Source organism: Streptomyces sp. WP-1, from assembly GCF_030450125.1.
GTDB lineage: Bacteria > Actinomycetota > Actinomycetes > Streptomycetales > Streptomycetaceae > Streptomyces > Streptomyces incarnatus.
Window position 1 is genome coordinate 2,750,470 of the sequence record NZ_CP123923.1, and the last position, 14,181, is coordinate 2,764,650.

At 72.4% G+C, this 14,181-nt stretch carries 14 protein-coding genes; 6 read left to right on the top strand and 8 right to left on the bottom strand.

Features of this window, described 5'->3' with window-relative positions:
• Positions 1 to 12: 12 nt before the first annotated feature.
• The 5 genes from QHG49_RS11595 to QHG49_RS11615 form a co-directional block, all read right to left on the bottom strand.
• Complete coding sequence (locus QHG49_RS11595; protein WP_145491079.1) at positions 13 to 522, bottom strand: MarR family winged helix-turn-helix transcriptional regulator; 510 nt, start codon at positions 520 to 522, stop codon at positions 13 to 15.
• A gap of 142 nt (positions 523 to 664) precedes the next feature.
• Positions 665 to 1,312 (bottom strand): TetR/AcrR family transcriptional regulator, encoded by a 648-nt coding sequence (locus QHG49_RS11600; protein WP_301489286.1) that lies wholly within the window; start codon positions 1,310 to 1,312, stop codon positions 665 to 667.
• Positions 1,309 to 2,073 (bottom strand): hypothetical protein, encoded by a 765-nt coding sequence (locus QHG49_RS11605; protein WP_301489288.1) that lies wholly within the window; start codon positions 2,071 to 2,073, stop codon positions 1,309 to 1,311. Before QHG49_RS11605 ends, QHG49_RS11600 begins: the two co-directional genes overlap by 4 nt.
• Before the next feature lie 88 nt (positions 2,074 to 2,161).
• Entirely contained in the window at positions 2,162 to 2,461 is a 300-nt protein-coding gene (locus QHG49_RS11610; RefSeq protein WP_301489290.1) for an MTH1187 family thiamine-binding protein, read from the bottom strand.
• Positions 2,458 to 2,802, bottom strand: a complete 345-nt coding sequence (locus QHG49_RS11615) for a DUF3817 domain-containing protein (protein WP_159705080.1) — start codon at positions 2,800 to 2,802, stop codon at positions 2,458 to 2,460. Before QHG49_RS11615 ends, QHG49_RS11610 begins: the two co-directional genes overlap by 4 nt.
• Positions 2,803 to 3,008: 206 nt before the next feature.
• Here QHG49_RS11615 and QHG49_RS11620 point away from each other — a divergent pair, with 206 nt between their 5' ends.
• The 4 genes from QHG49_RS11620 (at position 3,009) to QHG49_RS11635 (ending at position 5,683) form a co-directional block, all read left to right on the top strand.
• Positions 3,009 to 3,641, top strand: a complete 633-nt coding sequence (locus QHG49_RS11620) for an AIM24 family protein (RefSeq protein WP_159708575.1) — start codon at positions 3,009 to 3,011, stop codon at positions 3,639 to 3,641.
• 1 nt (position 3,642) lies between these two features.
• Entirely contained in the window at positions 3,643 to 4,293 is a 651-nt protein-coding gene (locus QHG49_RS11625; protein WP_145491093.1) for an AIM24 family protein, read from the top strand.
• Between the two features lie 59 nt (positions 4,294 to 4,352).
• Positions 4,353 to 5,114 (top strand): AIM24 family protein, encoded by a 762-nt coding sequence (locus tag QHG49_RS11630; protein ID WP_301492755.1) that lies wholly within the window; start codon positions 4,353 to 4,355, stop codon positions 5,112 to 5,114.
• A gap of 92 nt (positions 5,115 to 5,206) precedes the next feature.
• A complete protein-coding gene (locus QHG49_RS11635; protein ID WP_046424311.1) occupies positions 5,207 to 5,683 on the top strand; it encodes a MarR family winged helix-turn-helix transcriptional regulator in 477 nt (158 codons plus the stop codon).
• A gap of 52 nt (positions 5,684 to 5,735) precedes the next feature.
• On the opposite strand, the gene QHG49_RS11640 is transcribed toward QHG49_RS11635, so the two are convergent.
• The 3 genes from QHG49_RS11640 to QHG49_RS11650 all read right to left on the bottom strand — a co-directional run bounded on the left by QHG49_RS11640 (position 5,736) and on the right by QHG49_RS11650 (position 9,280).
• Positions 5,736 to 6,935: an MFS transporter gene (locus tag QHG49_RS11640; protein ID WP_301489298.1), complete on the bottom strand. Its 1,200-nt coding sequence runs from the start codon at positions 6,933 to 6,935 to the stop codon at positions 5,736 to 5,738.
• Positions 6,936 to 7,084: 149 nt separating this feature from the next.
• Positions 7,085 to 8,041, bottom strand: a complete 957-nt coding sequence (gene meaB, locus QHG49_RS11645; protein WP_145491098.1) for a methylmalonyl Co-A mutase-associated GTPase MeaB — start codon at positions 8,039 to 8,041, stop codon at positions 7,085 to 7,087.
• Between the two features lie 39 nt (positions 8,042 to 8,080).
• Entirely contained in the window at positions 8,081 to 9,280 is a 1,200-nt protein-coding gene (locus QHG49_RS11650) for an acetyl-CoA C-acetyltransferase (protein WP_301489300.1), read from the bottom strand.
• A 149-nt stretch (positions 9,281 to 9,429) separates the two neighbouring features.
• Here QHG49_RS11650 and mce point away from each other — a divergent pair, with 149 nt between their 5' ends.
• Together mce and scy are read left to right on the top strand one after the other, a co-directional pair.
• Positions 9,430 to 9,870 carry a methylmalonyl-CoA epimerase gene (mce, locus tag QHG49_RS11655; RefSeq protein WP_037656464.1) on the top strand — a complete coding sequence of 147 codons (441 nt, stop codon included), beginning with the start codon at positions 9,430 to 9,432 and terminating at the stop codon, positions 9,868 to 9,870.
• 207 nt (positions 9,871 to 10,077) lie between these two features.
• Positions 10,078 to 14,061 carry a polarized growth protein Scy gene (scy, locus tag QHG49_RS11660; protein ID WP_301489305.1) on the top strand — a complete coding sequence of 1,328 codons (3,984 nt, stop codon included), beginning with the start codon at positions 10,078 to 10,080 and terminating at the stop codon, positions 14,059 to 14,061.
• Positions 14,062 to 14,181: the final 120 nt, after the last annotated feature.

Sequence of the window (14,181 nt, forward strand, 5' to 3'; positions counted from 1 at the left end):
TCTTGGCGGGGGTCACCCCTCGTCGAAGTCCAGCGCCGCGACCCGCAGCGGGCGGAACATCGCGAAGATCTCCCGGCACTCCTCCGCGTCGTACGCGCCGAGACCGAAGTCCATCGCCATGAGATCGCGGGAGGCCGCGTCGACCACCTCGCGGCCCTTGTCGGTGATCACGGCGAGGGTGCCGCGCCCGTCGTCGGGGTTGGGCCGCTTGGCGACCAGGCCCGACTTCACCAGCCGGTCGACGGTGTTCGTCACGGACGTGGGATGCACCATGAGCCGCTCGCCGATCTTGGACATCGGCAGCTCGCCGGCCTTGGAGAAGGTGAGCAGCACCAGCGCCTCGTAGCGGGCGAACGTCAGCCCGTACGGCTTGACCACCGCGTCCACCTCGGCGAGCAGGATCTGCTGGGCGCGCATGATCGAGGTGATCGCGGCCATGGACGGCACGTTGCCCCAGCGCTGCTGCCACAGCTCGTCGGCGCGGGCGATGGGGTCGAACGGGAGGCTGAGAGGCTTCGGCACGTCATCAGACCCTACCGGCCGGTCATATGCCGGTCAGCTCCGTCTCACCTTTCGGCCACCGAGGGCCATTTCCTCCCGGCTCCCGCACCGCAACCGCAATCGCACCCACTCCCGCTCCCGCACCGGCACCGGGCCGCCGCCGTCACCGCCCGGCCCGCCGCAGGCGATGCCGTACGGCCCGCTGCGCCACCGGCCCCAGCTCCTCCAGCGCGGCCACCAGCGCGGCCAGCTGGTCCAGCGCGCCCAGCGCCGCCTCCGCGCCCTGCGCGTCGACCCCCTCGTACAGCTCGATCCCCACGAACGACGCGGCCACCGCCCGCGCAAGCCCCGCCGGGTCGACGAACTCGGCGACCGGGGTCGCGGCGAGCAGCCGGCCGAGCACCTGTTCGATCTCGACGATCCACAGCCGCAGTCCCGCCGCCGTCGCGGGCCCGAGCGCCGCGTGCGTGGGGGCGCCGGCGAGCAGCTGGCCGAGGAGGGCGACATGGCCGCCGTCCCGCTCGCGCTGATGGATCTCCCGGGCGACGGCGAGCAGTTCGGACAGGGAGGCGACCGCGGCGAGCCGTTCGCGGTAGCGGGCGACCGCCTGCTCCGCGCCGTACCGGCAGGCCGCCGCGAGCAGCTCGTCCACCGTGCCGAAGTGGTAGAAGACCAGCGCCTGGTTGACGCCGGCCGCCGCGGCCACCGTACGGGCCGAGGTCTTGGCGATGCCCTGCTCGGTGAGCGTGCGCAGGGCGCCCTCCAGCAGCCTGGTCTTGGTCTCCCGGGCCTTCGGCGTCTCGGGGCTCACGCGGGTGCCTCCAGGCGCTTCTGGAGGGTGCGCAGCAGCCGCGGCGCCCGGATCCGGGTGGCGGGGGCGCGCAGGCAGCGGCGGGCGGCCGGGGTGCAGCCGAGCGGCGACTTGAACAGGGCGAGGCAGACCGCGGCGAGCAGCAGCACCGGGCACAGGTAGGCCATGGCGGCGGCGAACGATCCGAACAGGCGCGTCAGCCGCTCCAGGCGCAGCCCGCCGAGGCACGCGGCGAGCAGCAGGACGCGTACGACGATCTCGGCGAGCCAGTTGCGCAGGGCGCGCTCGGGGGTGATGCCACGCTCCAGCCAGAGCCGCAGCCGGTCGAAGGACCAGGCGGTGGCCCAGTCGAGCAGCGGGCGCACCAGCAGGCGGTCGGCGGCGGCGCCGAGGGCTCCGCCGCGGGGGCGGTAGTCGTAGCCGGTGAGGAAGCGCACGCCCCGGTCGTCGGGGACGTAGCGCCAGTAGCCGCTGCCCTCGGCGATCAGGCCGAGGGGGTGCGTGGAGGAGAAGCACAGGGCGGAGGCGCGGGTGCCGTCGGGGCGTTCCTTCTCGCCGGCCGAGACGCCGGTGCCGGAGAGGGTGAGGAAGGGGGGCAGGCGCGCGGTGAAGCGGAAGGGGCGCGGCTCGCCGGGGGCGCTCGGGAGGTGGTGGAGCTCGGTGACGAGCAGGTACCAGCGCCGGTGCAGGACGGGGTCCTGGGTGTGCGCCCACACCCGGTCGAGGTCGGCGCGTATGTGTGTCTCCGTATAGAGACCCATGGTGTTCCCCCACGTCAGGCCGCCGTTTGAGCGACCGCTCAAAGGATCTTCGAGGAGAAGGTACTTCCCTTTGAGCGGTCGCTCAAAACTACTGGTCGGCCAGGTGGCGTTCGACCGTCTCCACCTTGGAGGTGAGGCCGTCGGTGACACCGGGCCGGATGTCGGCCTTGAGGACGAGGGAGACGCGCGGGGCGCGCGCTTCGACGGCGGCGACGGCGCGCCGGACGACGTCCATGACCTCGTCCCAGCTCTCGCCCTCGATCGAGGTGAACATGGCGTCGGTGCGGTTCGGCAGGCCGGACTCGCGGACCACGCGGACGGCGTCGGCGACGTACTCCCCGACGTCCTCGCCGACACCGAGGGGCGTCACGGAGAAGGCGACGATCATGCGTTCACGGCCTCTTCCTTGCGGGCACGGGCGGCGATCACGGCGTCCTCGGCCTCGCGGCGCAGCTTGCGCTCGGCGAAGAAGCCTCCGGTGGGCAGCACGGAGAGGACGAAGTAGAGGGCGGCGGTGCCGAGGCTCCACTTGGCGCGGTTCCAGGCGTCGGCCCAGAAGAGCACGTACAGGACGAACAGGACACCGTGGATCGCGCCCATCACGGGCACCGCGTTGAAGTCCGTGGTCCGCTTCAGCACCGAGCAGACGAGCAGGACGATGAAGGACACGGCCTCGGGTGCGGAGACGAGGCGCAGGCGGCGGATGGCGGTGGCGGTCTTGATGTCCACGGGTCACCTTCGGTGGGAGTTGCGAGGAGTGGCGGCCGCCGGTCCGGCGGTTACGGAGCGCCGTCGGGGGCTACCGGTTTGTGAACGCACGCACAAGCGTTCCGCCATTGTGGCAAACCGCGCCCCTGGGGGTCCGCTCAGGGTGTGGCTCCACCCCCGGGTGCTGTTCGGTCCACCCGCGCTGCCGCTACGTTCCCAGCGTGGCGATGTTGCGATTGCAGGGCAGCAAGGTGCTCGCCGTCGAGTTGACCGGGGACGCCGTGAAGGCGAAGAACGGCTCGATGGTCGCGTACGACGGGCAGATGTCGTTCAAGAAACTCACCGGGGGTGGGGACGGGCTGCGCGGGATGGTGACCCGCCGGCTCACCGGTGAGCAGATGGCGGTGATGGAGGTGAAGGGGCATGGGACCTGCTGGTTCGCCGACCGGGCGACCGAGATCAACCTGGTGCGCCTGCGGGGCGAGAAGCTGTACGTGGAGTCCAGCAACCTGCTGGTGACGGACGCGGCGCTGCGTACGGGCACGACGTTCACCGGGCTGCGCGGCGCCTCCCAGGGCAATGGTCTGTTCACCACGACGGTGGAGGGGCACGGCCAGGCGGCGATCATGTCCGACGGTCCGGCGATCGCGCTGCGGGTCAGTCCCCCGTACCCGCTGACCGTCGACCCGGGCGCCTACATCGCCCATCAGGGCGATGTCCGGCAGTCCTTCCAGTCCGGTGTGACGTTCCGCACCTTCCTCGGGGAGGGCGGCGGCGAGGCCTTCCAGATCCGCTTCGAGGGGGACGGCCTGGTCTATGTGCAGCCGAGCGAGCGGAACACGATCGCGGGGGACCTGTGAGATGACCTTCCGAGAGATCAACTCCAAGATGGTCGAGGCCACGGTGGTCCCCGGGCAGCGGCTGTTCAGCCAGCGCGGGGCGATGCTGGCCTACCGGGGGGACGTGTCCTTCACGCCCGACATCCAGGGCGGCCAGGGCGGGGTGATGTCCATGCTGGGGCGCCGGGTGAGTGGCGAGGCGACCCCGCTGATGACCGTCGAGGGCAGCGGCACGGTGTTCTTCGGGCACGGCGGCCATCACGTCCATGTCATCCACCTCACCGGCGACACCCTGTACGTGGAGGCCGACCGCCTGCTCGCCTTCGAGGGCACGCTGCGCCAGGGCACGATGTTCATGGGCTCGCAGGGCGGGGTGATGGGCCTGGTGCGCGGCCAGGTCACCGGCCAGGGCCTGTTCACCACCACCCTCCAGGGCCAGGGCGCGGTCGCCGTGATGGCGCACGGCGGCGTCTTCGAGCTGCCGATCGCCCCCGGCCGCCCGGTGCATGTGGACCCGCAGGCCTATGTCGCCCACCACGGCGACGTCCGCAACAGGCTGTCCGCGGCGCTCGGCTGGCGCGAGATGGTGGGCCGCGGCTCCGGCGAGGCGTTCCAGCTGGAGCTGAGCGGCAGCGGCACGGTGTACGTCCAGGCCTCGGAGGAGAAGCTGTGAGCGCGTACTCAGGCACCGACGGCACCGGCGGTCCCGGCGGCCCGGTGGTGTACGACCCGATGACCCTGCCCGTCGACGACAACGTGAACAGCTACACGTTCTGCGTCGAACTCAAGGACGGCCAGTGGTTCCTCCAGAAGGGGAAGATGATCGCCTACTACGGGGCGATCGAGTTCAACGGCATCGGGCACGGCCGGCTCGACCATCTGGTGCGCACCTCGTTCCATTCGCCACTGCACGCGAGCGACTGGGTCGTGGCGAGCGGCTCGGGCAAGATGCTGCTCGCCGACCGGGCCTTCGACGTCAACTCGTACGACCTGGACGACGGGAACTTGACCATTCGCGCGGGCAATCTGCTCGCTTTTCAGCCAAGTCTTGCGCTCAAACAATCGATCGTGCCGGGTTTTCTGACCCTCCTCGGAACCGGAAGATTCGTGGCCGCGTCCAACGGTCCGGTGGTGTTCATGGAGCCTCCCCTCAGGGTGGATCCCCAGGCACTCGTCGGCTGGGCCGACTGCCCCTCCCCGTGCCATCACTACGACCACGGGTACCTGACCGGTGTACTGGGCGGACTCCGTGCAATGACGGGCCTGGGCGGGGTTTCCGGGGAGGAGCACCAGTTCGAGTTCGTGGGTGCCGGGACGGTGCTGCTCCAGTCCTCGGAGACTCTGATGGCGGAGGCCGACACGGGGGTCGTACCGTCCGATCCGGGGACTCCGGGCGGTGGCGCACCGGGGCGGCCCGGACACGGTCCGCAACCGCCCGGTGCACCGCGCCTTCCCGGACAGCTGGGGGACCTCCAGCGTCGCTTCGGGCTGTGAGCGGTAGTCTGCGGAGTGTGACGTCGAACGCGTGCGCACAGTCACACCACCCGAAGTAGTTCGCCATTCAACTTCTTAGGTAGACTTCATTCATGGAGACCGAGACGGCCACGCGCTGGCTGACCGATGCGGAGCAGTGCGCCTGGCGCACCCACCTGGAGGTCAACAGGCTGTTGACGTACCAGCTGGAGAAGGATCTGCAGCCGTTCGGCCTGACGATGAACGATTACGAGATCCTCGTGAACCTGTCCGAGTCGGAGGACGTGCGGATGCGGATGAGCGACCTCGCCTCCGCGACGCTGCAGTCCAAGAGCCGACTCTCGCACCAGATCACGCGGATGGAGAACGCGGACCTGGTGCGCCGCGAGAACTGTGAATCGGATCGGCGGGGGCTGTACGCGGTGCTCACGGAGCACGGCATGGAGACGATGAAGAAGGTGGCGCCGCACCATGTGTCCTCGGTGCGGCGGCACTTCATCGACCTGCTCTCACCGGAGGCCCTGGTGGAGCTGGACAAGGCCCTGAAGCCGATCGCGGAACACCTGCGGGGCCAGCGGGGGCGCCCCTAGAGCGGTTACGCGGTTCCCCGCGGCCCCGAAAGGGGCGCGGGGAACCGTGCGATCAGCCGCGACGGGCCCGCAGGGCACCACCGGCCCCGGCCGCCGCGGCGGATGCCAGGGCCATCGATCCCGCCACCAGGAAGCAGACGCCCAGCGGCAGCCGGCCGATCAGCAACCCGGTCGCCAGCGCTCCCGACGAACTGCCCGCGTTCACCCCCGTGTTGACCCACGCCCCGGCCCGCGTACGGGCCTCGGCGGGCACGGACTCGTCGGCCGCGAGGTACGCCGTCGTCAGGGTCGGCGCGAAGAAGACCCCGGCGAGGGCCAGCGCGGCGGTGAGCACCCACAGATCGGGCGCGAGACCCGCCACCGCGACGACCAGGCCCAGCGCCACCGAGAAGCGGAGCAGCCGTGTCCGGGCGGGGGCCGTCCACCGCACCGCCCCGTTCACGAGACCCCCCAGCGCGCTGCCCGCCGACAGCGCCCCCAGGACCCACGGCACGAGAGCGGTGTCGTACGCGTACGCGGAGGCGTAGGCCATGGTCAGCAGGTCCACCCCGCTGAGGGTCAGCCCGACGCCGAGGGCGACGACGGCGGGGGCGAGCGGACCGGACCCGCTCCCCCGCCGCGCGCCCCGGACGGCGGGCCGTGGACCCGGCATCACCGGTGACGCCGCGAACACCGCCGTACCGCCCACGATCAGCAGCGCGCTGAGCAGGATCCCGGCGGCCGGCGGGGCAAACCCGGTCAGGACGCCGACCAGGACGGGCCCGGAGACGTAGAGCAGTTCCTCGGCGACGCCGTCGAGGCTGTAGGCACGCTGCAACAGGTGCCGGTCGGGGACGAGTTCGGCCCACAGCGCGCGCATCGTCGGCCCCAGCGGGGGCGTGCACGCGCCGGCGAGCGCCGCGACGAGCGCGAGCGGGGCCACCGGCGCACCGGGGCGCCAGGTCAGGGCGGCGAGCAGGGTCAGCAGGGCGCCGTACACGAGCGCCATGGGGGCGAGGGCGCGGCGCGGCCCGTGCCGGTCGATCAGGGCGCCGCGCACCGGCATCAGGAAGACCGACGCGGCGCCGAACAGGGACATCACCGTCCCGGAGACGGCGTAGGAGCCGGTGGCGCGGCTGACGGACAACAGCACCGCGAGGGACACGATGCCGTAGGAGAGGCGGGCGGTCAGGGCCGCGGCGAAGGCGCGGCGGGCGCCCGGAAGGCGCAGCACGGCGGCGTACGAAGGCCGCGCGGGAGCATGCGTGGACATGCGGGAAGTTCCTCCGGCGGAGGCGGGAAAAGGGCATGGCGAGGCACGCGGGCGCCGGAACGGTCACGGCGCCGCGTGCGGGGCCGGCCCTATGCCAGGAGGAGGAACATGGCGACAAGTTAGCCGCAGGCGACCGGAGCCGGCCAGGCTCAGCCCTTCGTGATCTCCGCCACCAGCTCGTCGGCCGCGCGGTACGGATCGAGTTCGCCCGCGACGATCCGCTCCGCGAGGGCGCTGAGGCGCCGGTCGCCGTGCAGGTCCCCGATGCGCTCACGCAGGGCCGTGACCGCGATGGTCTCCACCTCGCGGGCCGCGCGGGCGCGCCGGCGTTCGGTGAGCACCCCGTGCTCCTCCATCCAGGCGCGGTGCTTCTCCAGCGCCTCGACCACCTCGTCCACGCCCTCGGCGCGGGAGGCGACCGTCTTCACGATCGGGGGCCGCCAGTCGCCCGGTCCCCGGGCCGCGCCGAGGCCCAGCATGTGGTTCAGCTCGCGGGCGGTGGCGTCCGCGCCGTCCCGGTCCGCCTTGTTGACGACGTAGACGTCGCCGATCTCCAGGATGCCCGCCTTGGCGGCCTGGATGCCGTCGCCCATGCCCGGGGCCAGCAGCACCACGCTGGTGTCCGCCTGGGCGGCGATCTCCACCTCGGACTGGCCCACGCCCACCGTCTCGACCAGGACCACGTCGCAGCCCGCCGCGTCCAGGACGCGGATCGCCTGCGGGGCGGACCAGGCGAGGCCGCCGAGGTGGCCCCGGGTCGCCATGGAGCGGATGTAGACGCCGGGGTCGGAGGCGTGGTCCGACATGCGTACGCGATCGCCGAGCAGGGCGCCGCCGGAGAAGGGCGAGGACGGGTCGACGGCCAGGACGCCGACCCGCTTGCCCTGCTTGCGGTACGCCGTGACGAGCGCGGAGGTGGAGGTCGACTTGCCGACGCCCGGTGAGCCGGTCAGGCCCACCACATACGCGTTGCCGGTCAGCGGGGCCAGCGCCGCCATGACCTCCCTGAGCTGCGGGGACGCCCCCTCCACCAGGGAGATCAGCCGGGCCACCGCCCGGGGCCCGCCTTCCCTGGCCCGGTCCACCAGAGAGGAGACGTCCTGCATCGCACAGCTCCGTTCACTTCACCGACCCGACGGAAGGGCTCAGGCCTTCGGTACCCGCACGATCAGCGCGTCACCCTGACCGCCGCCACCGCACAGCGCGGCCGCGCCGAGGCCGCCGCCCCGGCGCTTGAGCTCCAGCGCCAAGTGGAGCACGAGGCGGGCGCCGGACATGCCGATCGGGTGGCCGAGCGCGATCGCGCCGCCGTTGACGTTCACCTTTTCCGTGGACACACCGAGGTCCTTCATTGACTGCACGGTGACGGAGGCGAACGCCTCGTTGATCTCGATCAGATCGAGGTCGGCGACCTCCTTGCCCTCCTTCTTGAGGGCGTTGCGGATCGCGTTGGACGGCTGGGAGTGCAGCGAGTTGTCCGGGCCCGCCACATTGCCGTGCGCGCCGATCTCGGCGAGCCACTGCAGGCCCAGCTCCTCCGCCTTGGCCTTGCTCATCACGACCACGGCGGCGGCGCCGTCGGAGATCTGCGAGGAGGTGCCGGCGGTGATGGTGCCGTCCTTGGTGAAGGACGGGCGCAGCTTGCCCAGGGTCTCCACGGTGGTGTCGGCGCGGATGCCCTCGTCCTTGCTGAACAGGATCGGGTCGCCCTTGCGCTGCGGGATCTCCACGGGGGTGATCTCCGCCTCGAACACGCCGTTCTTCTGCGCGGCGGCGGCCCGCTGGTGGGACAGGGCGCCGATCTCGTCCTGCGCGAGGCGGCCGATGCCGAGCCGGGTGTTGTGGTGCTCGGTGGACTCGCCCATGGCGATGGCCTCGAACGAGTCGGTCAGACCGTCGTGCGCCATCGAGTCGATCATCTCGATCGAGCCGTACTTGTAGCCCTCACGGGACTTGGGCAGCAGGTGCGGCGCGTTGGTCATGGACTCCATGCCGCCCGCCACGACGATGTCGAACTCGCCGGCGCGGATCAGCTGGTCGGCCAGGGCGATCGCGTCGAGCCCGGAGAGGCACACCTTGTTGACGGTGAGGGCCGGGACGCTCATCGGGATGCCGCCCTTGACGGCGGCCTGGCGGGCCGGGATCTGGCCGGCGCCGGCCTGGAGCACCTGGCCCATGATCACGTACTGCACCTGGTCGCCGCCGATGCCCGCGCGGTCCAGGGCGGCCTTGATCGCGAGACCGCCGAGGTCGGCCGCGGAGAAGGACTTCAGGGAGCCCAGCAGTCGTCCCATGGGCGTACGGGCGCCCGCGACGATCACCGAGCTGTTCGTTCCAGAAGACATGAGGTGCGATCCCCTTCCAGCTACGCAGAGCCGAGGAGTGAACGAGGGTTTACATCGAATGTACTGAGAGTCACTCAGTGCCGTCATCGCCCTGTCGGTGTGATCGCGCGCACGTTGCGTAACCACCGCGGTGGCGCTGCACTGATTCCATGCTGACGCGAATCGACCACATCGGGATCGCCTGCCACGACCTCGACGCCACCGTCGAGTTCTACCGGGCCACCTACGGCTTCGAGGTGTTCCACACCGAGGTCAACGAGGAACAGGGCGTGCGCGAGGCCATGCTCAAGATCAACGAGACCTCGGACGGCGGCGCCTCCTACCTCCAGCTCCTGGAGCCGACCCGCGAGGACTCCGCGGTCGGCAAGTGGCTGGCCAAGAACGGCGAGGGCGTGCATCACATCGCCTTCGGCACGGCGGACGTCGACGCCGACTCCGAGGACATCCGGGGCAAGGGCGTACGGGTGCTCTACGACGAGCCGCGACGCGGTTCCATGGGCTCCAGGATCACCTTCCTGCACCCCAAGGACTGCCATGGTGTCCTCACAGAACTGGTGACTTCGGCGCCTGTTGAGTCTCCCGAGCACTGACCGCCGTACATAAGGGCCGGTAGGGTTGGGGGCGGTCGTCCCGCGAACCGGGGCGGCCGCATGCCGGGGTCCGGGTTTCGGGGGACGTGCGTCGGGGCAGCAGGCCGTGCTCCGCCGTTGATCTGACACCATTTCCCCGGGGGCCCCGTTCGGCGGTTGGACGTGGCTCGTTGGAGAAGCTGACCAGGGGACGGATGGGACCGCGCAGTGCGGGGCTACGAGAGCCAGGAGCGAGAGCCGGCGGCTGACGACGTCGACCACCTCTCTCGGTTCGAGGCCGATATGAAGCGGCTGAGGACCGAGCGGGAGAAGGCGATCCAGCACGCCGAGGACCTCGGCTACCAGGTCGAGGTGCTGCGCGCCAAGCTGCACGAGGCGCGCCGCACCCTGATGACCCGTCCCGCCTTCGACGGCGGCGACATCGGCTACCAGGCCGAACAGTTGCTCCGCAACGCCCAGATGCAGGCGGAGCAGCTGCGGCAGGACGCCGAGCGCGAGCTGAGCCAGGTCCGCGCGCAGACCCAGCGGATCCTCCAGGAGCACGCCGAGCAGGCCGCGCGGCTCCAGGCCGAGCTGCACCAGGAGGCGGTGACCCGGCGCCAGCAGCTCGACCAGGAGCTGGCCGAGCGCCGGGCGACCGTCGAGTCGCACGTCAACGAGAACGTGGCGTGGGCGGAGCAGCTGCGGGCCCGTACCGAGCAGCAGGCCCGCCGGCTCCTCGACGAGTCGCGCGCGGAGGCCGAGCAGGCGATGGCCGCGGCCCGCGCGGAGGCCGAGCGGCTGACGCGGGAGGCCCGGGACCGGCTGCGCGGCGAGGCCGAGGAGGCCCGCGCGGAGGCCGAGCAGATCCTGCGCCGGGCCCGCACCGACGCGGAGCGGCTGCTGAACGCGGCGTCCACGCAGGCGCAGGAGGCCACCGAGCACGCCGAGCGGCTGCGCACCACCACGGCCACCGAGTCGGACACCGCCCGCCGGCAGGCGAGCGAGCTGAGCCGGGCCGCCGAGAAGCAGATGGCCGAGGCGGAGGAGGCGCTGCGCAAGGCGCAGTCCGAGGCCGAGAAGCTGGTCACCGAGGCCGAGGAGGCCGCCGCCAAGACGCTGGCGAGCGCCGAGGCCGCCAACGAGACGCGCACCCGCACCGCCAAGGAGCAGGTGGCCCGGCTGGTCGGGGAGGCGACGAAGGAGGCCGAGGCCACCCGTTCGGACGCCGAGCAGCTGGTGGCGGACGCGCGCGCGGAGGCGGAGAAGATCCTCGCCGAGGCCGCCGAGAAGGCCCGCGCGGCCACCGCCGAGGAGACCGCTACCCAGCTGTCCAAGGCGGCCAGGACCGCCGAGGAGGTCCTGAACAAGGCGTCGGAGGACGCCCAGAAGACCACCAGGGCGGCCGCCGAGAAGGCCGAGCGGATCCGCAAGGAGGCCGAGGCCGAGGCGGACCGGCTGCGCGCCGAGGCGCACGACATCGCCGAGCAGCTCAAGGGCGCGGCGAAGGACGACACCGAGGAGTACCGGGCCAAGACGGTCGAGCTGCAGGAGGAGGCCCGCCGGCTGCGCGGCGAGGCCGAGCAGCTGCGCTCCGACGCGGCGGCCGAGGGCGAGTCGATCCGCGCGGAGGCCCGCCGGGAGTCCGTCACCAAGATCGAGGAGGCGGCCAAGTCCGCCGAGGAGCTGCTGGCCAAGGCCAAGGCGGACGCCGACGAGCTGCGGCAGAAGGCGACCGCCGACAGCGAGAAGGTCCGCACCGAGGCCATCGAGCGGGCCACGGCGCTGCGCCGGCAGGCCGAGGAGACCCTGGAGCGCGCCCGCGCGGAGGCCGAGCGGCTGCGCGCCGAGGCCGACGAGCAGGCCGAGTCCGTCAAGGCGGACGCCGAGAAGGCGGCCCTGGAGCTGCGCGAGGAGACCGACAAGGCGGTCGAGGCGCGGCGCGCGGAGGCCGCCGAGGAGCTGACCCGGCTCGGGACCGAGGCGCAGGAACGGCTCACCTCGGCCGAGCAGGCGCTCACCGAGGCCCGCGAGGAGGCCGGGCGGATCCGCAAGGAGGCCGCCGAGGAGGCCGAGCGGCTGCGTACCGAGGCCGCCGAGCGGATCCGGGTGCTCCAGGAGCAGGCCGAGACCGAGGCGGAGCGGCTGCGCGACGAGGCGGCGGCCGACGCGTCCGCGTCCCGCGCCGAGGGCGAGGCCGTCGCCGTACGGCTGCGGGGCGAGGCCGCGGCCGAGGCGGAGCGGCTGAGGACGGAGGCGCAGGAGAGCGCCGACCGGGTGCGCGCGGAGGCGCAGTCCGCCGCCGAGCGGCTGGCCGCCGAGGCGTCCGAGACGCTGGCCGCCGCGCAGGAGGAGGCCGCCCGGCGCCGCCGCGAGGCCGAGGAGCTGCTGGGCGCGGCCCGCGAGGAGGCCGACGAGGAGCGCCGGCGGGCCCGTGAGCAGAGCGAGGAGCTGCTGGCCTCGGCGCGCAAGCGGGTGGAGGACGCGCAGGCCGAGGCGGTCCGCCTGGTCGAGGAGGCCGAGCGGCGGTCCGGTGAGATGGTGTCCGCCGCCGAGCAGCACGCGCAGCAGGTGCGGGACTCCGTGGCCGGTCTGCACGAGCAGGCGCAGGAGGAGATCGCCGGGCTGCGCTCGGCCGCGGAGCACGCGGCGGAGCGTACGAAGCGGGAGGCCGAGGAGGAGGCCGAGCGGCTGCGGGCCGACGCGCACGCCGAGCGGGAGCGGGCCGGCGAGGATGCCGGGCGGATGCGGCAGGAGGCGCGGGAGGAGTCCGAGGCGGCCCGGGAGCTGGCCGAGCGCACCCTCGCGGAGGCGACGGCGGAGGCCGAGCGGCTGCGTTCGGACGCGGGCGAGTACGCCCAGCGGGTGCGCACCGAGGCGTCCGACGCGCTGGCGGAGGCCGACCAGGCGGCGGCGCGGACCCGGGCGGACGCCCGCGAGGACGCCAACCGCATCCGTTCGGACGCGGCGACGCAGGCCGACACGCTCATCACGGAGGCCCGCAAGGAGGCCGAGCTCCTCCAGACGGAGACGGTCGCGGAGGCGGAGCGGCTCCAGACGGAGACCGCCGCCGAGGCCGAGCGGGTCCGCACGGAGTCGGTGGCGGAGGCCGAGCGGGTCCGCACGGAGTCCGTGACCGAGGCCGAGCGGGTGCGCGCGGAATCCGTCGCCGAGGCCGAGCGGGTGCGCGCCGAGGCGCGGGCCGCGGCCGAGCAGCTGGTCGGCGAGGCCACCACGGAGGCGGAGCGGCTGCGGGCCGAGGCCGCCGAGACGGTGGGTTCCGCGCAGGCGCACGCCGAGCGGACGCGGGCCGAGGCCGAGCGGGTCGAGGCGGACGCCCGGGCGGCGGCGGAGCGGCTGCTCGGTACGGCGCGCGAGGAGGCCGAGCGGACGCTGGACGAGGCCCGCAAGGACGCCAACAAGCGGCGTTCGGAGGCGGCCGAGCAGGTCGACAAGCTCATCGGCGAGACCACGGCCGAGACCGACAAGCTGCTCACCGAGGCGCAGCAGCAGGCGCAGCAGACCACGGCGGACGCCGAGGCGCAGGCCGACACCATGGTGGGCGCGGCCCGCAGCGAGGCCGAGCGGATCGTCTCCGAGTCGACCATCGAGGGCAACTCCCTGGTGGAGAAGGCCCGGACGGACGCGGACGAGCTGCTGGTGGGCGCGCGCCGGGACGCGACCGCGATCCGGGAGCGGGCGGAGGAGCTGCGCGAGCGGGTCACCGCCGAGATCGAGGAGCTGCACACCCGGGCGCGCCGCGAGGCCGCCGAGACGATGAAGTCCACCGGGGACCGCTGCGACGCGCTCATCAAGGCCGCCGAGGAGCAGCTGGAGAAGGCCCAGACGAAGGCGAAGGAGATCCTCTCGGACGCCGACTCCGAGGCGGGCAAGGTGCGCATCGCGGCCGTCAAGAAGGCGGAGGGCCTGCTGAAGGAGGCCGAGCAGAAGAAGGCGCGGCTGGTCAAGGAGGCCGAGGAACTCAAGGCGGAGGCGATCCAGGAGGCGCGGCGCTCGGTCGAGGAGGGCAAGCGTGAGCTGGAGGTCCTGGTGCGCAGGCGTGAGGACATCAACGCCGAGATCTCCCGCGTCCAGGATGTGCTGGACGCACTGGAGTCCTTCGAGACGCCGGGTGCGGGCAAGGACGGTTCGGTCAAGGCAGGCGCGACGGTCGGCGCCCCCCGTTCGGGTGGCAAGTCGTCAGACAACTAGCGTTTGAGGGGTGTTTCGGTGTCGACTGAGGGCTTTGCCCTGCTCGTTGGCAAGACCTCTGACGGTCAGCCACTCAAAAGAGGTGTCATTCTCCAGATCAAACACGTATCCGCTCGATGA